Raw genomic sequence first — 21,996 nt, 5'->3', positions numbered from 1 at the left:
GCCTTGCGATGGGTCGCGGCCGGCATGATCGAGGCCAACAAGGGCTTCCGACGATTGAAGGCGCATAAGCAATTGTCGGTTCTGCGTGCGGCTCTTCAAGCTCGCCACAATCGCATGACGATCAACCCCGTTGCCCACGTCACGAGGGCCGCGTAACATTCATTCCGGCAACGTCGGCCCGACCTAGTTCAACAGCGATCGGGACATCCCCGTTCGCTCTGGCTGATGGATTTACCCGATTGGGCGGTGGTAGCGACGGGAGCTGGTGCGGAGCCATCGGCATAGCGCAGCGCCAGATCCCGGCGCGGATGGAAGATGAAGCTGAACTCGGACGGGGGTCTTCCATCCGAGTTGCGAGTGTGGTCGCGGGTCGTTGTAATCGGCCCGCCAGCATCCAAGCGCGACACGGGCCTGGGCGCCCGCAGCCGGCCATTGATGGGGAAGACGGCCCCGCTCCCTCGGAGCGGGCGATATACCGGCGATCTACGGAACCGTTAACAGGAGCAATTCACCAATGGAAGCCGCAACGATTGGGTTGGACGTCTCGAAGCACGTCCGCGCTCGATGATCAGCCGATCCAATTCCCGAGCCACCCGGGAGCCAGACATCGAGATGTCGGCCACCAACGCCAGGCACTCGCGTGTGCACTCGTCGACCACGATCAGGATGCGGAAGCGGCGGCCATCGGTGGGTTGATCCGAGACGAAGTCGAGCAACCGTCGGTCATTCGGCACTGTCGGCACCACCATCGGCGCCCTGGTCCCGAGCCCCCGCCTGCCCGGCAGTTCACGGTTTCGCCAGTAGTTAAAGGGAGAGACTGCGGTGCGATATTGCGCGCTTGTTGCTCAGTGTGGATTCTGCCCGTCTCCGCCGCGTTCAATGGTCTGTTCTTCGAACCTGAAATTGATCGTGGTACGTCGGAAATGTTAAAAGCTCTCTTTCGGTCAAGCACGCGAAGCATGCCTTCAGGCTAGCGCATCCGCTGCATCGCGGATGCCGGCATAGATCTCGTCAAGGTCTGCCATCGTGACACAATACGGCGGCATCACGTAGATCGTATTGCCGAGCGGCCGGAGCAGCAGATTCCGGTCTTTGAAGAACGTTTGAAGCTTCGGACCGATGTCGGCGAGATAACCGGCATCCTTTGTCTTCAGATCCAGGGCCGTGATGGTGCCGGTGCGGCGGATATTTTCGAAGCGCGGATCGGCGCGGAACGGCTCTAGTGCCTGCTCTTGCATCGCGGCAAGGGAGATGACCCGCTGGCTCGTTGCCGGATCCTGCCACAGATCCAGATTGGCTTTTGCGGCGGCGCAGGCCACGGGGTTGGCCGTATACGAGCTCGAATGAAAGAACGTGCGCGTCCGATCTTTGGAGTAATGCGCGTCAAAAATATCCGCGCGACAGAGCGTCACCGCAAGAGGAAGCGCTCCTCCCGTAATTCCCTTGGAATAGCAGGCGATATCAGGGCTGACATCGGCCTGTTCGCACGCGAATAATGTCCCGGTGCGTCCCCAGCCTGTCATGACCTCGTCCGCAATGAACAGGACCTCTGAGGCCTCGCAGATCCGCTTCATCTCTTTCAGCACCCAGGCCTCGTACATCAGCATCCCACCTGCCCCCAGCACCAGAGGTTCCACGATAAAGGCGGCTGGAATTTCGTCTCGACATACGGCCTCAAGCGCATCGAGCGTTGCCTGCTCTTGGCCTCTCCTCGGGAATGGGATTGATGTCACGTCGAACAGCAGCGGCCCGTAGGCCGCGTTGAACACGCCCCGCGCCCCGACCGACATCCCACCGACGGTGTCGCCGTGGTAGGAATGTTGCATCACGACGATGCGTATGCGCTGTTTGCCGATATTGTGCCAATAGCCGAGAGTCATTTTCAGGGCTACTTCCACGCTGGTCGATCCGCTGTCGGAGAAGAAGACATGGTCGAGGCCGCGCGGGGCGAGCTTCAACAGCTGCGCCGCCAGCTCCTCAGCGGGATCATGGGTGTAGCCGGCGAAGATGATCTGGTTCAGCTTGCCGGCTTGCTCCTTGATGGCGTTTACAACATGTGGGTGGCAATGACCGTGGGTTATGACCCACCAGGATGAGATCGCATCGATGATCCGGCGGCCATCCGCGGTGTGGAGATAAGCCCCATCACCGCGCAGGATCCTGGTTATCTCGTCTTGGAGCGCGTGTTGCGTATAGGGGTGCCAGACCGGCGATTTGGACGTCGGCATGACCTAAGCCAGGAAATCATTGCGAACAAAGGAATTCTTGAACACGCAGTGCAACGTGTCAGCTGTGAGCGGTTCAATCCAGGGCAGCCGTCCCAGCCAGCGCACCCGTCCGATGTCGCAAATCGCGCTCTCGCTTTCCGGATTTCTTGCCCCGACGAATGCAATTCCAAGGATGCGGATCTGCCGCTTCCGCAAAGCCTCGATCGAGAGCAGCGAATGATTAATCGTTCCAAGCTCCGTGCTTGCGCAAAGCACAACGGGAAGCTGCCAGCGCTCGAAGATATCAATATAGAGGGTGCTATTGGTCAGCGGCACCATCAAACCACCCGCGCCCTCGATAATGAGCGGCCGCTCGCCGGCGGCCGGGACATTCAGCGAGTCAGCATCGATCCGAATCCCATCGATTTCAGCGGAATGAAGAGGCGAGGCAGGCGTTCGAAGGCGGTAAAGCTCCGGCATGGCGCGATCGGCTGAGAGGTTACCAAGGCGCGCGACGAGCTCGGTATCGGTCTCCTCCTCAAGTCCCGCCTGAATCGGCTTCCAATAGCTGGCTTCGATGAGCTGGGCGAGCCCGGCCGAAAACACCGTCTTTCCGACCCCGGTTCCTGTGCCGGTGACCACGATCCGCGGATTCACTGGATTTCACCTCGCGTCTCCTCCACCAGCGCATTGAGCATGGCACGCACGTCATCCTCTCCCACGTTCAGTGTCAGTGAAATTCGCAAACGGGCCGTGCCAGGCGGCACTGTCGGCGGCCGGATGCCGCGGGCATCGAAACCGCGGGCCTGGAGGGAAGAGGCAAGCTGCATGGCACGCGCATTGTCGCCGACGATATAGGGCACGATCTGCGATTGTTGAAGACTCCGCAACCCGCGCACACCCATCTCCCGGTGCGTGAAGGCGACCAGCTTAGCGAGATTCCGCTGGCGCTCCGGCTCCTCTCGCAAAATCGCAAGCGCTTCCCGGACGGCAACCGCCATCAACGGCGAGGGTGCCGTGGCGAAGATAAAGGGGCGGCAACGATTGATCATGAAATCGCGCAGCACGCCGGAGGCCGTAACAAGTGCGCCTGAAGCACCCAGGGCCTTTCCGCAGGTATGAAGGACCAAAAGATTCTCACGCCCCTCATAGGCCGCGGTCAGCCCCCGCCCCTGTTCGCCATAGACACCGGTGGCATGCGCCTCGTCGACCATCAGAAACGCATCGTGCCGGTCGGCGATCGCGACCAGATCTTCAAGAGGCGCGAAATCGCCGTCCATACTGTAGAGGCTTTCGGCCACGATCCACACGCGACCCAACCCACCCTCAGCCCGCCAGTCACGGATTGTGCTTTCGACGGATTGGGGATCGTTATGGGAACTTATGCGAATGTCGGCCCGGCCGGCCCGCGCGCCTTCATGAATACTGGCGTGCACGAGAGAATCGAGCACGAGCAGATCGCCACGCTGCGGTACCGTGGACAGCACGGCAAAATTTGCGACATAGCCGCCGCCAAAGAAGAGCGCGGCCTCCGCACCGAAGAATTTGGCGGCGTCTGCCTCAAGCCGCTCATGCTCCTCGCAATTGCCGCGTAAGAGCCGCGAGCCGCCGGCTCCGATGGGCGTGCCGGCCTCAAGTGCTGCGGAGACCGCCTGTTTCATGCGCGGCGCGCTGGCAAGCGCCAGATAATCGTTCGACGTAAAATCTACGCCCGCACGTGCCTTAAGTCCGCGCAGCCGATCCTCCTCTTTCAGAGCGCGCAGCGCTCCCGCGTATCTGGCAATCTTGGTCCCCTTGATGGCGTTCATTCCTCACCCGCAGGTCGGAGTGATCGAGCTCGCTAGAGTTCTGATGGCGGCCAAAAATCAGGCCGTCAGGATCGGCGGCCTCTTGGCCCTCAAACTGTTTGGACGCGATTGTCTCGATCGACCAGCACGATGCGCGGCTTGAAGGTTGTGGCCTCCTCCTCATCAAACGAGGCATATGCCACGATGCTGATCTTGTCCCCCGGCATTCCTAGTCGCGCCGCCGCACCGTTCAGGTCGACTGCCCCCGAGCCCTGTGGCGCCTCGGTCACAAAGGTCGCGAAGCGCGCTCCAGTTTGCAGATTATAGATTTCGACGCGTTCGTTGATCAGGAATCCTGCAGCGTCGATGAGCGCACGATCAATCGAAATCGAGCCCTCATAGTGGAGGTCGGATTCGGTGACCGAGGCGCAATGAATTTTGCCCTTCATTAGCGTAATCTGCATGGATCCCCCACCCTTATAGCTTCGCGTACAACGCACCCGCTGCTTTATTTGCCTCGAGCAAGTCCTGATGTCATTCCGAGCCGCTCGAGCAAACTCGCGTCCCGTTCGGCTTGCGGGTTCTTGGTGGTCAGCAGCACATCGCCGATGAAAATCGAATTCGCGCCGGCCAGAAAGCACAGCGCCTGCAGTTCATCGCTCATGTATTGCCGCCCGGCAGACAAGCGAAGCACGCTTTTCGGCATCATGATCCGGGCTGTCGCAAGAAGGCGCACAAGCGCGATCGGATCGGGACGCTCGGCAGTATCATTGACCGGCACACCCTTGACCTCGTTCCACAGGTTGATTGGGACGCTTTCCGGATGTGTGGGAAGGTTGGCAAGCAGCACGAGCATGCCGATCCGATCTTCGATGCCCTCACCCATCCCGATAATGCCGCCGCAACAGACCTTGATGCCGGCATCCCGGACATGGGCCAGCGTCTCAATGCGATCCTGCAAGGTGCGGGTGGTGATGATCTTGCCGTAGAACTCCGGCGAGGTGTCCACGTTGTGATTATAGAAATCGAGGCCGGCCTCGGCCAGCCGCGCCGCCTGCTTGGGCGTCAGCATGCCAAGCGTGACGCAGGTTTCCATGCCAAGGCCCTTGACCGCGCTGACCATCTCGCAGACCTCGTCAAGATCGCGGTCTTTCGGATTGCGCCAGGCCGCGGCCATGCAGAAGCGGCTTGCACCGGCCTCCTTGGCACGCTGCGCGGCATCGACTACCTTAGCGTGATCCATCAGGCGGGTCGCCTTCACACCCGTCTCATAGGAGGCGCTCTGCGAGCAATAGCCGCAATCTTCCGGACAGCCTCCGGTCTTGATGCTGAGCAGGCTCGCGGCTTCGACCTGGTTTGGATCGAAGTTCTCCCGATGGACGCTTTGGGCCTGCAACATCAACTCGGCAAACGGTAGGTGATAGATCGCTTCGGCCTCAGAGCGCTGCCAGTCCTTGCGAACCGGGGCGCCATTACTGCTGTCATTCCGTTTCGCTCCCACAGCAGCAACCATAAGATTGACTTCCCATCATAGAACGGCGCACCGAGGCGCACCCCGCAAGCCTCATATACGGTTGGTCTGAACAATGAAACCGGCGACTTTCGGGCCCCCGCGCGCGCTTCAGGCGATATTCGCTCTGATGCGCAGAAATTCATCGCGAAGATCAGACACGTGCCAAATCTGCGGCCTACCGCAGCAACGCACCCGGACCGTACGACGGGTCCGGCGCAACCCGTCTCGATCGTGTGGCTCTCGGCGCCGCCCGACATTGCCAATTTCTTCCAAAACCGTTGAAGACGTGAACTTTGCCACGCCATCCACCATTTCACTCAGATCGATACGGCCGAGCCCGACAATTTGGATCGGCTACCATTTCTGATAGGGAGATGGAATTTCTGCTGGCAGCACCACCAAAGTAACGACTCGTCTGTTTGCTCCTGCTTTATGATGGTCGCGCTACCCAAAGGGCCCCTAACCTAACGTAGCGGCAGATTGAGCCTGAGAGCGGCGGCTTCATTCTAACAACAGAGCCAGTCACATCGATCGCACCTGAAAGCCCCCACTCATGGCGCGCATAGAGCCGTTGGCCTCGCCGAGGAACGGTCTCTATCGCGATCGGTCACAGCGGGAGCGAACCGCCAGCACTCTCACTCATATGACGCCCGCAACATCGCACTTTCGCCTAACTATTGCAGCGCGCTCGGTCTCAAGATAGTTAGGCAAACGACAATCCTAGGACAGAGCCATCCATGATCCGCCACATCGTCTTGTTCAGCGCCAGGGATAAGGACACTATCGAGCAGGTGATGGAGGGCTTGTCGGTTCTCACCATGATTCCGCATGCGCGCCGGATCGAGATCGCTCGCAATCGCAAGACGGATCAGCTCGGCAACGAGATCGACGTCGCCGTCTATGGCGAGTTCGACAACGAGACCGAGCTTGCAGCTTACAAGGCGCATCGCCTTTATCAGGAATCGATCAGGCGTGTGCGCCCCTTACGGGAACTGCGCTTTGCGGCAGATTACGATGTCTCGACAGATGTGCGGTTCATGACCCGACGCACTGGTAGCACTGGATGAGCCGCTGCCCGATGCAATCCCCGCCAGGTTCCCGACGCGCCTCTCCTTGCGGGATCACGAATTGAAGTATGGTCGCGCTCGTATCCTTTAAGTGAATGATAGTCCCATGCACGTTCGCGAGCTGCAGTGGATAGATCCTGCTACGGCGATGCGGCGACTTGCGCTTCGATCGCACCTCACATTTTTCGATAGTTCAGCAGACGACAGTTTGCTCGGACGCTACTCATTTCTGACCTGCGATCCTTTCGGCACCTATATGGTTGCGAACGGACGACCGAGTTGGAACGGACAACGCCTTGACGACGACGATCCCTGGACGGTTCTTCGCGCGCTGCTTGCCTGCTACCCGCAAGAGCATCGCCCCGATCTTCCGCCCTTCCAGGGAGGGGCCGCCGGTTTTCTTAGCTACGATCTGAACCGAACGTTGGAGCGATTGCCGGAGCTGGTCACGGGCGGTCGAGGCTTGCCTCAATCCATTCTGCATTTCTACGACGTCGTCCTTAGTTATGATCACCGCGAGAAGAGATGCTGGATCATCTCGTCCGGATGGCCCGCGCAGAATCCCGCGCGTCGAAGAGTGCGTGCGCAGCGGCGCGCTGATGAATTTGCGGCGCTGCTTGAAGACACAAATCCGCTTCCAGACAGGGGCGCTGGCGGCGCCGGTCCGTGGCACTCCAATTTCAGCCGGCAGAGCTATAGCGCGGCGGTCAGCCGGGTCGTCGACTTGATTCTGGCAGGCGACGTTTTTCAGGCCAATATTGCGCAGCGGTTCAGTGCCAGCCTGCCACGCTCCTTTGACCCGCTTGCCTTTTACTGCCGGCTACGATCGCTCAATCCGGCTCCTTTTGCAGCTCTCCTGCGCTATGGGCGACTGACCATTGCATCGAGTTCGCCTGAGCGGTTCTTGAAGCTGGACGAGGGACAGGTGGAAACGCGGCCCATCAAGGGCACGATCGCGCGCTCCGCTGACGCAAAAGAAGATCAGCGTCGCGCTGAAATGCTCGTTGCGTCCGAGAAGGACCGGGCCGAGAACATCATGATTGTGGACCTCCTGCGGAACGATCTGTCGCGGGTTTGCGCTGCGCATTCGGTCGAGGTTCCAGCGCTGTGCAACCTCGAATCCTATGCCTCGGTGCACCACCTCGTCTCGATCGTTACCGGCGAGCTTGCCAAGGGCCAAGACGCCGTTTCCCTTCTTCAGGCCTGCTTTCCGGGCGGCTCCGTCACCGGGGCGCCAAAGGTACGATCGATGGAGGTTATCGCGGAGATCGAAAGAGTGGCGCGAGAGGTCTATTGCGGCGCAATCGGCTATATCGGCTTCAACGGGCAGATGGACACCAACATTGCTATTCGCACTGTCACGATCGACGACGATCGGGCTGTGTTTCATGCGGGCAGCGGGATCACTGCCATGTCCGATCCGGAAGCTGAGTACGAGGAGACGCTTGCCAAGGCGCAGCGTCTGTTTGACGCATTTCGAGAAGGGTCGGGCCTCACTTGATCCTCATCATCGACAACTACGACTCCTTCGTTTTCAACATTGCCCGGTATTTCCAAAGGCTTGGTGAAGCAACGGAAGTGCGCCGTAATGATGCAGTGAGCATCAAGGAGATCGTTCGCCTCAGGCCCAGCGCCGTGGTGATCTCTCCCGGTCCCTGCACTCCGCTTGAAGCCGGCATATCGACCGCTATTGTTCGCGAATTGTCGGGGCACCTGCCACTTCTCGGCATCTGTCTCGGACATCAGTGCATTGGAAGCATTTTCGGTGGACGCGTGTCACGTGCCCGTCGCCCCATGCACGGCCGATCCTCCAACATAACGCACGATGGCACGCGGTTATTTCAGGATGCCCCCTCGCCCCTTTGCGTGGGGCGCTACCATTCTCTCATCGTCGAGCTCGATGACCCGTGCACACAGGACCTCGCCGTGACAGCGCGTTCAGACGAAGGCGAGATCATGGCCATCGCGCATCGCCATGAACCGACCTATGGCGTCCAGTTTCATCCGGAGTCCATACTGACCCCACAAGGGCATTTGCTGCTGAAGAACTTTCTCCGGCTCGCAGGAGCCTCCCAGGACCGGAGCCATGTATAGACTCCGGCCGTTGATCTGATGGAGCTATCCGAAGGGCCTGCTGAAGTACCCGAAAAAGACTTCGTTGGAGCAGGTGGATCGACTAAACTTCCCAACGCGACGCTAGCGTCGGTGACCAAGGGGGATGCCGAGGTTTCGGGCCTTTTGACGCAACGATCCGGTCGTTCGGCGCGTAAGTTTCGCAATTTTCGTGACGGGGGTCTTCGCCTTCGAGTGTGCACGCAGCTCCTTGACGTCGGCCTTCGTATATTCGCGACGCACAATCTTCTTCTTTACCGCCTTAGCCATAGTCACTCCGTTTGGGATCGTTCGAGACGCATCTAGCAGGAAGAATGTTAGCTGCCAAGCATGCGCGGACGCATGCGTGAGGATGCGACGTATCGCATTACCTCACCAACTTTTGAGTTCACTGACTGCCGTCGGATGAAACCAATTGAATCTAGCGCACGCAGTGTGCAAAGAAGGCCGGTCGACGGTAGCGCAACTCCAATTGAGAAAATTGTATCGGCCGAAGACAGGGAGGCCAGAAGAACCAGTACAGGTCTTTCTGGTAGTTGCAGGTTTGGGTTGAGTGGCTGAAGCCGATTGCGTTCCAGCGAGATCGCCCTCTACTGAGTAATCGCGCGGGCTTCCCAAGCTACAGCGCTGCGGACACCTCCTTATGTATTGTCAACAAAACATCTCGGTCTGTTGGATTTTTAACTCAGGTCTCAGCACTTTTCGATCCGCTCGGCGCGTCGCATCAGACCGGGCTCGCCTGTATGGCCTAAACAGTGGGGCGATGAAACGCCTGCAAAGGGATAAAAGTCGATACCCCACATCATCATAAGCTATATTCTATTCAGCTACTTAGTGGTGATTGATAGTCGCATTGACCGCCGCACTCATCGCGAGTGTCGCGGCGGAAATCGTTTCCTTGGCCTATACTTACCCATGCAATCTCGGCTACGCAGGCCCGACCTTAGTCATAACTCGGAGTTTTCTGGGCTCCTCCTGCCACTGGCTTGCATGCCTGCAAGATGAGCCGCTCATCCACAGCCGCCTGGTCACTCTCCCGGCGCTCAAAACCCCGCAAGCCGAGCCGCGAGGGCGCTGGCGATTGGCATCTGCCCTCGTTGGGCTTTCCTCCTCCCGGCAGATTTGATCAAGCGAGCGGGGTATCGAGCCGTTCGACCATCAATTACTGACGGAGATGGAAGTCATGTCTCGATGATCCAGATGCCTAGCCATCACCCAACGACACATATTCTCAGGCTGCAGATTGCCAATGTGGTAGAGCACAAGCCTTCTTGCGCATTAGGCCATTTTGAATGGATCGTGTGCGACTTGCCGACGTCAGAGGTTGCGGAAGCCGCCGGTCTCGCGCTGATCGAGGTCCACGCGTCCTTGAACTATCATTCTGGTGTTTGAGGCGTCGTAGGAGACGGATTCGCTTGAGCCTCCTCGTCCAACCAGCCGATCTTGCTCTTCAGGAATTGCAAGCCCAGGACTTGAAACCCGGCAAATTCCTTGTGGTCCCGGCCGTAGCCGTGGCCACCTGCGGCCAGCTCATACAAATAGGCCTCATAGCCCATCGCCTGCAGCTTCGCCACCATCTTGCGAGCGTGCCCGGGGTGAACGCGATCGTCGCGCCGCGTGGTGGCGATGAGAATCGGCGGATAGTTTTGTCCGGGCTTGGCGGTGTGATAGGCGGAATAGGCCTTAAGCCACTGCCATTCGTCGGGGTGATCGGGGTTCCCATACTCGGCAATCCAGCTCGCCCCAGCTAGAAGCTTGGTATAGCGGCGCATGTCTATCAGCGGGATCGTGCAGAACAGCGCGCCGAACCGTTCAGGATAGCGTGTCAGCATGTTGGCGATGAGAATTCCGCCGTTTGATCCGCCCTCCGCGGCGATGCGCTTGGGCTGCGTGACGCCCCGGCGCACGAGGTCGGCGGCGACGGCCGCGAAATCGTCATGCGACAGCCTCTTTCCGGCGAGCCGGCCCGCATCATGCCAGCGCGTACCAAACTCGCCGCCGCCGCGCAGGTTCGCCTGCACGGTCGTGCCGCCGCGCTCGAGCCACAGCTTGCCAAGCGCGGAATTATAGTAGGATCTCACCGAGGCGCCGAAGCCGCCATAGCCGCTCATATGGACCGGCGCATCGCCGCTCTCGCCAACGGGACCGGTCTGCACATAGGGGATGCGCTCGCCATCGATTGAAATGGCCTCGTGCTGGGTGACCAGGAGCCCGTCAGCGGTAAAGGTTTTTGGCGCCTGTTTGAGCACGGTCGGAGTGGCGATTTCAGTTTCGATCAGCCTCAGCGAAGGTGGTGTGAGCGGATCCTGGCTCTTGACGAGCAGATCGCCGTTGCTTTCGGATGAATCGCGATCAAGGGGCCAAACGTCGACCACCCCGATATCCGGAAATCCATGCAATTGCTGCCGGGTCCAGCCATTGGCCGATGGCGTACAGATCTCGAAGACCGGCCGCAGTTCATCGAGAACGCAAAGCACAAGCTTGTCGGCACTCCAAAAGAACCTCTGCAGCGCGCGACGGGGCTCCGGCACGAACAGAACCTCGAACTGACGGCTGCCTGCCAGGAACGCCGGTAGCGAAATCGCGAGCACCGTGTCTGCGGCATGGGTTTGCCCTGCCACAGACCAGGCTTCGCGCGGCTTCACAGCAAGCCAGTCGCGATGGGCCAGGATCCACATGTTGCTTGGCAGATCGAGCTTTGTGGTGGCGCCCGATTTATCGCCAAGCCAAGTGGCGAAGTTGAAGAAGTCTATCTCGTCGACGAACCACATCCGCGGCAGCGCGACGGTGTGATCGACGGTGCAACCAACCGCCATATGATCGACTGAAGTTTCAAAGATCACTGCTGCATCATCGGCATGTGTGCCACGCTGCCACAGTCTCACCGTGCGCGCATAACCGGAACCTGTTGCCATGCTCCTTCCATATGCGCTCGTCAGTACCAGCGTATCGGTATCGAGCCATTCGGCGCGGCCTTTCGCTTCCGGCAAGACAAAGCCATCGTGGACAAAGCTCTTCCTGTCGGTATCGAACTCACGCAAAGTCACGGCATCGCTGCCGCCGCGCGACAGACTGAGAATGGCCCGCGAGTGGTTGCCAGGCAGTGACGTCGTGGAGCTCAGAAGCCAGTCCTCGCCCTCGGTGACGGCGAGCTGATCGATGTCAAGCAGGACCTCCCATGAAGGATTCTCGCTACGAAATTCACCCAGCGTGGTTCGCCGCCACAGACCCCGTGGATTATCCGCATCCTTCCAGAGATTGTAGAGGTAGCCGCCGCAGCGATTGACATAAGGGATATTGTCCGGCCGGTCGTAGATCGATGTCAACGCGTCGTGATCTCGCTCGAATGCCGCTCCGCCGAATGCCTGCAGTGTCTTTGCATTCTGCCGCTCGACAAACTTCAGTGCTCGCGCGCTTTCGAGCTGCTCCAGCCACAGATTTGGATCGTCATCCGGAGCGGCAATCGTCGGCTTCTCCGCGCGCGTTTTTGTCGACGAGCTCGCTTTAACCACTCTTCCCCCCAACCCAACGCCGGAATCGACGCTCACTTTCAATACGTCATTGATCGATACGCGATCGATGCTTCGCATCGCGTAAGCTTCGCCACGAGTTTAGGTCTACAACGTGACGCTACGTGAGATTCAAGACCTTCTTTCGAAGTAAATGTTGCGCTGCCGTTACAGCAATTCGCATCGGCGCTGGTAAGACGCTTTCCGGCTGGGGGTCAGCCAAAGGACTGAAGCTCGAGATGAAGAAGTTGTTGCTTGTGACTGCCAGCATGATGGCCCTTAGCGCGGTGGCGCCCGCATTCGGTGCGGATCTCGCTGCGCAGCCTGTCTACACCAAGGCGCCGCCGCCGCCACCCGTCGTCGTCGCGTACTACGATTGGAGCGGCTTCTACGCTGGTCTCAATGGCGGTTGGGGTTCGAGCCACAACTCCTGGGATTTCGCAGGCACAACGCCCGAGGGCTCACATGACGCAAACGGCGGCACGGTTGGTGGGCAGATCGGCTATCGTTGGCAAATTGGTCAGACAGTGATTGGCGTCGAAGCTCAGGGCAACTGGGCCGACTTCAGCGGCTCCAATGTCAGCACGGCCTTTCCGGCCGACAGCAATCACACCAGGGTCGACGCGTTTGGCTTGATGACTAGCCAGTTCGGTTATGCCTTCAGCAACGTACTGCTTTACGCCAAGGCGGGCGCCGCGGTGACGAGCAGCACCTATCAGGTCAACTCCGTTCCGCCCGGCACGCAGCTTGCGAGCGCAGACACGACTCGTTGGGGCGGCACCGTGGGCGCCGGAATCGAGGTCAATGTTGCGCCGAACTGGTCAGTTGGCATCGAGTACGATCACGTGTTCATGCCGACTAGCGACGTGAACTTCACCGCAACCGCTGGCGGTTCGTTCGGGAACGATCGCATCCGCCAGGATTTTGATCTCGTGACCGCACGGCTCAATTACAAGTTCGGCTGGCCGATCGCTCTCAAGTAGTCATTGCTTTGGCATAATGTGGCGATCGAGGGCCCCGGCCGGACGGCTGGGGCTTTCCGCTGCCAGGACAGGACGTGCCGGAAGCGGTATGCTATCGCGGTTCGAACAGTGACATCGTGGCACTCGTGAAGCCGGCGAACGAGGCCTCTATAGCTCGGTTAGGCCTGCCACCCCTGCGCGAGGTCGTTTTCAACTTGCTCATTGCATTCGGAAGCCCCTTTCGAGTTTAGGCTGCGCGTTCAGCGACCTGCGCTTGGGCGTTGGCTGTTGCCGCGCCTGAGACTTCAAGGAGACCAAGGCGAAGCGCCTTGACGAGGCTTTGGGTCCGGTTCGTTGTACCCGTCTTTCGGATAGCGTTCTTCAGATGAAAGTTGACGGTGTTCTCGCTGATCTTCAGGATCATACCAATTTCCCAGGACGATTTGCCCTCCCCCACCCATCGCAGACAGTCTTTTTCCCGCTCGGACAGGGTCAATTTTCGATCGCAATCAATGGCCGATGGCCGTGCGATCTCCGCAAAAGCGATATGAAAGTGCCAGGCCAGCGCACTGAGGCGGCTCACATGGCACTGAGGATTGGCATCGTCGAACTGGGATGCGAATGCTACGACGGAGACCCGGCCCGACGGTCCAAATAGTGGCACACTGATTCCATGCTTGAGCCCAGCCTCTTTGGCCTCATCCAGCACTCGTTGCTCCCCCGGTTCGAGCTGACATTGTTGACCAAGTTCGTCCCACAGAAACGGGCCCGAAACCGTTGGCGTCCGCCGAACCGCCGGATCGATAGCGTAGTACTTGCGTTCCAGGTACCGCCTGCACCACTCGGGAGGGCCTTTCATCGCGACCATGGGCGGTGGATGGCCGGGTAGGCGAAGCGGCTCTGTAAATGTCACTGCTCCGTAAGCAACTTCGCTGAAACCCTCCTCGCTCGCACAGTTCACAAGGAGATCGAACAGGGTCTCAAGGGACTGCGTTCGGTTCGCACATTCGACGAAGCTGAATAGGTCCATATCTCACCTCAGAGGCCCGCTCAAAAGGGCGAATTGCACCGTCGATAGGGCCGGACAAGGTAGAGCTTGGTTACACTCCGCCCCATCCAGCGCGCGAGGCAGCCGCACGGTTACCGCCAGCGCTGCGCACCAAGCGCGGTCGTGCCATGCGGGAGGAGCAACAGGATGGCCGCCCCATCGTCCGCACTTGTGACCGAGGCCGTCATCGACCGTATCGGCGCCCCAGCTAGGAGAATGCGCACGCGGCATGCCTGCGGCAATGCAAGGCATCCGGATTCCTGGGACCTTGTATCTGCATGCGAGCGTTCCGATCGACTCACGGATGTGCGGCTCAGGCTGCGCGGTGCCGCCGATGGATTGCGTTCGAACGGAGCTGGGATCGGCCGCGCCACATCCGCTGTTCCCTCAGGTTCGCGCTCTCCGACGTTTTGCTGCCCGGCTGCGAGCCGACGCGGGTGGGTGTGGGATCCGGCAGCAGCTCGGCCAGATCGCTTCCGAAGATCAGAGCCTCGCTGGAGAGATTCGTGGCGCCTGCAGTGCCGATGGCGAGCACGGCCACTCTGCCTTCCACCTTTCCGCCGGCCATCTCCAACACGAGCGCACTGAAGTGGCCGACGACCATTGCCGCTCCGGCACTTGATGGCATCTGTGATGAGCTGCACGCCGACTTGCGCGGCGTCGGGAACCTGCTTGATGCAGATAACACTATGCATGCGCTTCTCCAGGAAGTTGCTGCGGCCCAAAATCAGAACAGCAAGTCCCGTACCACTCTCGGCGTCGGCGAAAACCTCGGTTTTGAGAAGTTATTAAGCGGATTGTGGATTGGCAGTGCGTATTCAGCACATGGATACACTTGCGACATAGGTCCACAATGCGACAACGACGTTTGCGGCAGCCCTGACATCGATTGACACAGATCAACAATGTTCCGGTGATAAGAACATCCACGGTTGCTCGTTGTATCTAGCGGGTGAATGCACAGACGGCTAAAGGCCGTGCATCGTTCGCTGAGACCAGACGCAGAGCTTGACGCCATAGTCAACTACCTCGTTTTGCGATTGATGGAGTTGGCCGGCACATGTCAATGAGTCAATAATCAAAGTTGCAGATCACAGCTCAGGGAGTTCGGCATGCTGGATAGAGCTGTTCGCACCAACGGACCTGATGGACGCGCTGACGCGGCGCCTTCCGACGCACTGCGAGGTCAGATCTGCTCGAATAGTGAACTTTCCTTTCTCATGGAAGCCCATGATGGGCTTTCCGCCGCAATTGCGGAGCGCGCGGGTTTCAAAGGCCTCTGGGCATCCGGCTTGTCAATTGCCTCCTCTCTCGGTTATCGGGATGCCAATGAGGCTTCATGGACCCAGCTCGTCGACGCGGTCGAGCGCATCGTGGATTCAAACACACTACCCGTGCTCGTTGACGGCGATAGCGGCTTCGGGAATTTCAACAATGCACGCCTTTTGGCACGCAAACTCTGTCAGCGTGGAGCTGCGGGCGTGGCATTTCAGGACAGCTGCTTTCCTAAGATGAACTCGTTTGTTGGGGAGCGGCATCCCCTCGCCGAGATAGATGAATTCTCCGGACGTCTGCGGGCCGTGAAGGATTCGGTCGGCACAGACCTCGTCCTCGTGGCTCGGACAGAAGCGCTGATCGCCGATCATTCCATGGACGAGGCCATTCTGCGCGCTCACGCCTTTGCCGATGCCGGAGCCGATGCAATTCTCATTCATTCGCGAAAGAGCACCGCAGACGAGGTCCTTTCGTTTGCGTCGGCCTGGCAGAACCGGCTGCCCCTCGTGATCGTTCCCACGAAATACTATCGCACACCGGTCTCAGCGTACCATGATGCGCGCATCTCCACCGTGATCTGGGCCAATCATGCGATGCGAGCTGCGATCGTGGCAATGCGCCGGATTTGCGATCGCATCATCGCGAGGGAGGGTACTGCCAGCATCGAGTCCCATATCGCGCCGCTCGAGGACATCTTCGAGTTGTTGAGGTACGACGAACTCGCTCGCGCGGAGGCGAAGTATCTCCATCCCGGTGATCTACGACAATAGACCATCCATCAAAAGTATCTTCGTTCGATTTCGACAAACCGGTCGAGCGATGGTCTCGCGTCCCGGAACACCGCTTCAAGGCGGCGAATTATTTGAGCGCCACGCAGACGCTCGGATCACCGGTATCGATCAAGCCGACATTTAGCGAGGGATGTAGACCAATGCTCCCGCTTTAGATCGGATTTGGCTTTCGGCGACTCTTGAACGGCTTGCGGATGAGTAGCATAGGGTTCGAAAATCAGTGAGGATTATGAATATGAAGCTCCTAGAACATCCTTTGTGTGGCCCAGCAACATCCACCGTTCTTGTTGGCAGGAATCGTCATGGCAACTGGGTTGTCCGAGAGCAGAACGGCATTTTTGGCGGGCTATTCGTAAGCCGCAACCAAGCGTTTAAGTACGCATTGTTCGAAAACGGCCGAGATCCAGAATCTATCGTAGAGGTCTCGCGCGAAATCGAGCTCGATATATCGTCAACGCCGCTACAAGGTGCGTAACCTGACCCAAGGCGAGTCTTCTGGACCACGATGCTCAATTGTTGCGCTGAGATGTGTCCCTTGATGCGATTGAAATCGGCACGCTCAACACAGAGCTTATGCGTTTCTCCGACAGCGCACACATCACGTCCGACGTTCATGGCACTAGCGGCGAGGCGACGTGAGCGCATCATGACTGCACCAATCTGAAGGGTCCACCGGTCATCCCATCCACCCGCTCGCCGCCTGACATGGCAGCCTTTCGAGCGCAGCGATATCAACATGGTGCAGCAATGCCGTGAACCGGATCTGGCGCGACCGTTTAGCCGCCTATTCATCTTGGCGAGATTGGCTGGTGAGATAGTCGGCTCTGTCTCCGGTCCTGTGCCTACTTACCGGAGTATCCCATGAGCCGGGGCCTTCCCTCAGTCGACGAGTTGCCTTCGCCGGCGTCGACAGTTCTGTCCCGATCCGCCACCCTGCCAAAGTCTGCACTCCTTCTGCCTCGCAAAGCGTCGCCTTGAAGCTCTTCCCTCCTGCTCGGACACACACCTGCCCGCCGTCCGCCCACCGACACCACGTCAGAGTAGGGCGTGCTCGGCAATGAGTGGCCCCTTGCGGAATTCCGTGAGTTTCACGCGAGATTGTCATTCCGTTCTGCTCCATGGGAACCGTCAACCATCTTAGATGTCGCCACGAGATATTGTCCATGCGATCAACGCATGCAAGAGATTGCTTAGGCGGTTTGAGCCTCCACCCTCGAATTGTCACGCGACCGCCTTCTTACCAGGGCCGCGCGCCAGAATTGCAACAGGCATGGCTGCTTCCGAAGGTACGTCATGGCAGGTTGGCCGGATTTGACTCGGCGCGCGCTGCGCGGGCAGCGAAGGACAAGCCCAGGCATGACGAAAGAGGGTTCTCGTGTCCTCACAAGATCAAATGCATGCCGGCGTCGATGCGTACGCATTCGCCGGTCATGTTGCTCGACGCCGGACTTGCGAGGAAGCAGACGAGCTGTGCTACGTCCTCGGCGGTCGAGACAACCTTGAGTGGGACACGCGCAACCACTGCATCGCGCACTTGGCGGGCACTCGTCTCGCCCCGGGCCTTCGTGAACCAGGGCGTATCGATATAGTCGGGACAAATCGTGTTGACACGAATGGAGGGCGCTAGCGCGCGCGCCAGCGGCAGCGTCATGGCATTTAGCGCACCCTTGCTCGCCGAGTACGCAACGGATGAGCTGGCACCGCTGATAGCTGCGACCGAGGAGACGTTCACCACTGCGGCCGGCCTTCCGCTCATTTTCGCGGCAGCCTCCAGCAGCGAGCGCGCGGCACGAATCATCTGGTATGGCCCGATGGTATTAACAGCATAGATGCGCTGAAAATCTTCCGCTGAGAGCCCGTCGAGATCGTGATGGGGCACATGCTTTGTGATTCCGGCATTGTTGACGAGTACATCAAGCCGCCCCCAGCGCGCGGCAGCCGCGACGATTTTTCTGCAATCCTCATCGCGCGAGACATCACCTCGCACCACCACGACCTCCGCAGCGCCCGCCTTGCGGCAGGCTTCTGCCGTGGCCTCGGCTTCCTTCTGGCTGTTGGAATAGTTGACCACAATGCGAGCCCCCTCTTTGGCCCAGAATCCCGCGGTCGCCGCTCCAAGTCCGGACGCCGAACCCGTCACAATTGCGCACAGTCCACTCTTCGACATCATTCCCTCATCTTGAGCATTTAACTAGCGTGTTTCCGGCGGCACGCCATATCACGCGGCACACGGCCTCAGACTCCATTGCGCGTAATTTGAAACTAGGTCCGCTGTGTCCGCTGCCGCCGACATGGAGCATCTCTTCGCTTTGTCGCTTGTCGTCCTCTCGCGTGAGCATGTGGAAGGCCAGAAGGCGCGTGTTTTCGGAGCAGATGCTCGGGGTCCTCCATTCCCGTTGCTGCGGCGGAGGGCCGGAGCCCCAACTCGAGGGGCAGATCGGGGTCACGGGCACCGCCGCTCGGGGGCCAGCTCTTCTTCGGCATGCCGCGGGGCGGTCCCCAGCGGCCGAAACCGCCGCCGCGCATCGGCTAGCATATTCTGCACGCGCTCAACCGCACCAGCGGTCCGCTTTCAGAGAACTTTGATCCTGTGGCTTCTCAGGCATGAAGCTTGAGCGTGAGCTTCTCGCGCACCTCATCCGGGCTCATCACCCGCACGCCGATCCGCTCGAGAATTTCAACCGCCCGCTGCACGAGTTCGACGTTTGTCGCCAGCCGCCCGCGGGATAGGTAAAGGTTGTCTTCCAATCCTACGCGCACGTTTGCTCCGAATATTGGTGCCAACGCTGCATACGGGAGCTGCATTCGTCCGATCGAGAAAGCCGAATAGACGGCGCGCGGCGGGAGCTGGTTTACCAGGGCCATCAGCGTCGTCGGGTCACTGGGGGCGCCAAAGGGAATGCCCATGCACAGCTGGATCAATGGCGGATCGTCAATCAGTCCGCGTTTGATCAAATCGTGCACCATCACCAGATCACCGGTATCAAACACCTCAAACTCAGGGCGCACCCCAAGCTTTTGTAGACGTTCGGCCATTGTGCGCACCGTCGCGGGGGTATTGACTACGATCAGCTCGTCGCGGGTACCGTAGTTCAACGTTCCGCAATCCAATGTGCAGATCTCTGGACGCAGCTCTTCGATGTGCACCAGCCGCTCAAGCGCGCCCGCCATGTCTGTCCCGGCCGCCGGCGGCAGCGGAGACTGCGCCCCACCCAGCACGAGCGCGCACCCCATCCCTGTGGTCAGGTTAATCACCGGATTCACATCCGACTTCCGAATGCGTTGCACTACTTTCCGATACAGCATCGGATCCCGGGAGCCCCGTCCGCTCTCTGGATCACGCACGTGAATGTGCACCAGCGCCGCACCGGCCCGCGCCGCCTCGATCGCCGAGTCAGCGATCTTCTCTGGGGTTACCGGCACATGCGGGCTATGCTCCGGTCCACTCCCCCCTCCCGTGACCGCACAAGTGATGAACACTTCCGAAATCATCCTCACCTTCTCCTCTCCTGAAAGCTTGACTTGCCCCTAGCCAGACCGACGAAGATTTCCTCAGGATGTCGGCCGCTTTTGCATTTTCCGGCGCAATCAGCGTCAGCTCGTTTAAAGGATCGAGCGGATCTCATCGGGAACTCCTGTTGACAGCGGCGCCGCGCTGTGACTCCAGCAGTCCTCATTTCAGCAATCGGCGTGCCACCTGCGATATCTTGCGCGTGGCTCACCTTACGAGAGCAGACACGTCCAGTTCGCAGCCTTCTCTTGGAATCACGTTGCGAGTTGTAGGGTTACTAACATCTCCGTAGTCAACGGGAGTGTGTCTCACGCGACAAAATGAAAACCCGTGTGATAGCGTGTCGCTCCCTCGCGTGGACTTGCTCGGTGAGGACGCGCCCTATGGCGACCTCACGACGACCAGTCTCAAGATCATTGCAAGCCACGGCATCCCATTGTCTGGCGGTGGAATGATGCGCCGGCGACAGCTGTCGGAACCGTGCTGTTTTCTTCCGAGGACCGCCCGGCTCGAAAAATACCTATAAGGGCGGTTCGACAGTTGCGGCGCGCCACGCTGGGAGAACGCCTAGTAGTCTGCGAAGTGCACAACTTCGAGGCAGACGAAATCGGATGCACCGGAGTCTCTCGAATCCACGTCGTGCTGCGCCCGCGAGGCTTAAGATCACGTTGAGCGATGTTGTGAACTTGCCGCAATCGGCTCTCCAGGTGCTACGGGCAGCGTCTCTCTCTGATTGAGACAGCGTAAGCGCACCGTCTTAGGCCCAGGACGGATGTACTCGCTTACTATATAACCGCACCGCCGCAGCACCAGACCAAGCTGCACTGCGGCTCAAAACCATGCGGCGCTCGAGCCCCCCCGCCGGATGGCTATCAACCGAGCTCGGTTAGCGATCAGATTTCATGCAACCCAAGTGAAGTAGGCGTTGAATGCATCGCAACTCTCAATGGTTCAGGCGGTTTGGCATCAGCTCTCGTCGAGTTCTAGATATGGCGCTATCTCAATCAATCGCAACCGAGCGATCACCTCGAGCGCGAAAGGTGCTACGTCCCGGTGATGCGAGTCGTTGCGCGGCCGGATTGGCGACCACCGATTTCGAAGGACGGCGGCGCCCAACTCAGAACGCGTGCACATAGTTCCTTCTGCTGAGCCTCTTGCAGAATCTACGCCTCGCATCGACGGCAGCAAGCCAGGTGCTTGCCAAGATTAAGGATCTTGCCGGCATCGTCCGGCGCAGACGATTAGGGGGCGCGGATCACGTCACGACCCGTCATATCCGCATCCACGGAGCGGATCTAGGCGCTCGGAGTGCGATCCAGTCAGGATTCGACAATGACCGCTCCACCTCGAAGTTGAATAAAGGGATCAAATAGTCCCGGATAATGATCGCGACGTGAGGTTCGTTGGCTTCCTCTTCGGTTAACTGCTTGCTCTCCTCACGATCAGCGTATCGCGCGGCTGTCCGGATCAACTCTCTGCTTCCGAAAGTGAACCTCACGTCATCGAAGAGGAACAAAGCGCCGGGCTTCAGCAATCGTACTGCCGCGATAGCAGCCGCAAGATCAACATAGATAGAATGGTTGCCGTCGAGATAAATGATATCGAACGTCTCCTGACGGCGAGCAAGCCGGATAAGATTGAACAGGTACGTTCCTACGTAATTTCCCAGAAGCCTGATGTCACGATTGACAATGCCCGCCGCGCTTAGGTCCGCCCGGCGGGCGGCGCAAACATGTTCGACGTCTAAGCCCACATAGTTGATGCCGAGGTCGTCGATGGTTTTGAATCGCTCCTTTCTGAAAGTCGGTCCTACGCCGATTTCAAGGAAGCGGCATCCGGGATTCTGCCGAAGAATGTGAAGCAGGCGGTGCTGTACGGACTGCCCGTACGCTCGGCAGTGGCTCGGCAGAGGGTGGCTAGAATCAAATAACTCATCTCGACATTGAAGGTCCATCAATCATCCCCGGGGTGCGCAGCGAATGGATTCGGGTGTGGCGTACGCTTGATCCAGCGCCTCACCTCGCGGCACCCCGACGAGCCGATGCCCAGCGCCAAGTCGTGCACCGAGAATAGCCGATATCGGCCGTGACGGTCGACCGTCTTGTGCGACCCGGCGTTTGCCGAAGGGGATGTCCCGATCGCTGTTGAACTAGGTCGGGCCGACGTTGCCGGAATGAATGTTACGCGGCCCTCGTGACGTGGGCAACGGGGTTG

General features: G+C 59.2%; 17 protein-coding genes and 2 pseudogenes. 7 read left to right on the top strand and 12 right to left on the bottom strand.

The window, feature by feature from the left end; all coding sequences use genetic code 11:
* A pseudogene (locus tag K289_RS51070) lies at positions 1-156 on the top strand (IS256 family transposase); the annotation flags it as partial.
* Positions 157-188: 32 nt separating this feature from the next.
* Here K289_RS51070 and K289_RS52620 read toward each other — a convergent pair.
* From K289_RS52620 to bioB, 6 genes and pseudogenes are all read right to left on the bottom strand, one after another.
* Positions 189-776: pseudogene (locus K289_RS52620) on the bottom strand (integrase core domain-containing protein); the annotation flags it as partial.
* Between the two features lie 189 nt (positions 777-965).
* A complete protein-coding gene (locus K289_RS0137505) occupies positions 966-2,228 on the bottom strand; it encodes an adenosylmethionine--8-amino-7-oxononanoate transaminase (protein ID WP_027556099.1) in 1,263 nt (420 codons plus the stop codon).
* A 3-nt stretch (positions 2,229-2,231) separates the two neighbouring features.
* Positions 2,232-2,864, bottom strand: coding sequence for a dethiobiotin synthase (bioD, locus tag K289_RS0137500; protein WP_027556098.1), 633 nt, complete (start codon positions 2,862-2,864; stop codon positions 2,232-2,234).
* Positions 2,861-4,015 (bottom strand): 8-amino-7-oxononanoate synthase, encoded by a 1,155-nt coding sequence (locus K289_RS0137495; protein ID WP_027556097.1) that lies wholly within the window; start codon positions 4,013-4,015, stop codon positions 2,861-2,863. Before K289_RS0137495 ends, bioD begins: the two co-directional genes overlap by 4 nt.
* A gap of 89 nt (positions 4,016-4,104) precedes the next feature.
* Positions 4,105-4,458, bottom strand: a complete 354-nt coding sequence (gene panD, locus K289_RS0137490) for an aspartate 1-decarboxylase (RefSeq protein WP_027556096.1) — start codon at positions 4,456-4,458, stop codon at positions 4,105-4,107.
* Between the two features lie 44 nt (positions 4,459-4,502).
* The gene (gene bioB, locus K289_RS0137485; protein WP_027556095.1) at positions 4,503-5,507 is read right to left on the bottom strand and encodes a biotin synthase BioB; all 1,005 of its coding nucleotides are present in this window, start codon (positions 5,505-5,507) and stop codon (positions 4,503-4,505) included.
* A 737-nt stretch (positions 5,508-6,244) separates the two neighbouring features.
* On the opposite strand from bioB, the gene K289_RS0137480 reads away from it, so the two are divergent.
* The 3 genes from K289_RS0137480 (at position 6,245) to K289_RS0137470 (ending at position 8,668) form a co-directional block, all read left to right on the top strand.
* Positions 6,245-6,574 (top strand): Dabb family protein, encoded by a 330-nt coding sequence (locus K289_RS0137480; RefSeq protein ID WP_027556094.1) that lies wholly within the window; start codon positions 6,245-6,247, stop codon positions 6,572-6,574.
* A 106-nt stretch (positions 6,575-6,680) separates the two neighbouring features.
* Entirely contained in the window at positions 6,681-8,075 is a 1,395-nt protein-coding gene (pabB, locus tag K289_RS0137475) for an aminodeoxychorismate synthase component I (RefSeq protein WP_027556093.1), read from the top strand.
* Positions 8,072-8,668, top strand: a complete 597-nt coding sequence (locus K289_RS0137470) for an aminodeoxychorismate/anthranilate synthase component II (RefSeq protein WP_027556092.1) — start codon at positions 8,072-8,074, stop codon at positions 8,666-8,668. Before pabB ends, K289_RS0137470 begins: the two co-directional genes overlap by 4 nt.
* 1,394 nt (positions 8,669-10,062) lie before the next feature.
* Here K289_RS0137470 and K289_RS46610 read toward each other — a convergent pair.
* On the bottom strand, positions 10,063-12,276 hold the full coding sequence (locus K289_RS46610; protein ID WP_084788886.1) for a prolyl oligopeptidase family protein: 2,214 nt from the start codon (positions 12,274-12,276) through the stop codon (positions 10,063-10,065).
* Positions 12,277-12,434: 158 nt separating this feature from the next.
* Here K289_RS46610 and K289_RS0137460 point away from each other — a divergent pair, with 158 nt between their 5' ends.
* Positions 12,435-13,178 (top strand): outer membrane protein, encoded by a 744-nt coding sequence (locus K289_RS0137460; RefSeq protein ID WP_027556091.1) that lies wholly within the window; start codon positions 12,435-12,437, stop codon positions 13,176-13,178.
* Positions 13,179-13,404: 226 nt separating this feature from the next.
* Here K289_RS0137460 and K289_RS0137455 read toward each other — a convergent pair whose 3' ends face one another.
* Positions 13,405-14,187, bottom strand: coding sequence for a LuxR family transcriptional regulator (locus tag K289_RS0137455; RefSeq protein WP_027556090.1), 783 nt, complete (start codon positions 14,185-14,187; stop codon positions 13,405-13,407).
* A 331-nt stretch (positions 14,188-14,518) separates the two neighbouring features.
* Entirely contained in the window at positions 14,519-14,746 is a 228-nt protein-coding gene (locus K289_RS0137450) for a hypothetical protein (protein ID WP_156918398.1), read from the bottom strand.
* On the opposite strand from K289_RS0137450, the gene K289_RS51065 reads away from it, so the two are divergent.
* Together K289_RS51065 and aepX are read left to right on the top strand one after the other, a co-directional pair.
* Positions 14,730-15,098: a hypothetical protein gene (locus tag K289_RS51065; RefSeq protein ID WP_156918397.1), complete on the top strand. Its 369-nt coding sequence runs from the start codon at positions 14,730-14,732 to the stop codon at positions 15,096-15,098. The two genes, K289_RS0137450 and K289_RS51065, sit on opposite strands and share 17 nt — an antisense overlap.
* A gap of 219 nt (positions 15,099-15,317) precedes the next feature.
* The gene (aepX, locus tag K289_RS0137445; protein ID WP_035687378.1) at positions 15,318-16,250 is read left to right on the top strand and encodes a phosphoenolpyruvate mutase; all 933 of its coding nucleotides are present in this window, start codon (positions 15,318-15,320) and stop codon (positions 16,248-16,250) included.
* A gap of 1,402 nt (positions 16,251-17,652) precedes the next feature.
* On the opposite strand, the gene K289_RS0137440 is transcribed toward aepX, so the two are convergent.
* From K289_RS0137440 to K289_RS0137430, 3 genes are all read right to left on the bottom strand, one after another.
* Positions 17,653-18,438 (bottom strand): SDR family NAD(P)-dependent oxidoreductase, encoded by a 786-nt coding sequence (locus K289_RS0137440; RefSeq protein WP_027556087.1) that lies wholly within the window; start codon positions 18,436-18,438, stop codon positions 17,653-17,655.
* Positions 18,439-18,869: 431 nt separating this feature from the next.
* Complete coding sequence (locus tag K289_RS0137435; RefSeq protein ID WP_027556086.1) at positions 18,870-19,763, bottom strand: 3-keto-5-aminohexanoate cleavage protein; 894 nt, start codon at positions 19,761-19,763, stop codon at positions 18,870-18,872.
* A gap of 1,289 nt (positions 19,764-21,052) precedes the next feature.
* A complete protein-coding gene (locus K289_RS0137430; protein WP_027556085.1) occupies positions 21,053-21,736 on the bottom strand; it encodes a class I SAM-dependent methyltransferase in 684 nt (227 codons plus the stop codon).
* Positions 21,737-21,996 lie beyond the last annotated feature (260 nt).

The organism is Bradyrhizobium sp. Cp5.3 (assembly GCF_000426265.1).
Taxonomy (GTDB): domain Bacteria; phylum Pseudomonadota; class Alphaproteobacteria; order Rhizobiales; family Xanthobacteraceae; genus Bradyrhizobium; species Bradyrhizobium neotropicale.
The sequence above is the reverse complement of the archived record's forward strand: the minus strand, read 5'-3'. Positions and strand labels throughout refer to the sequence as shown.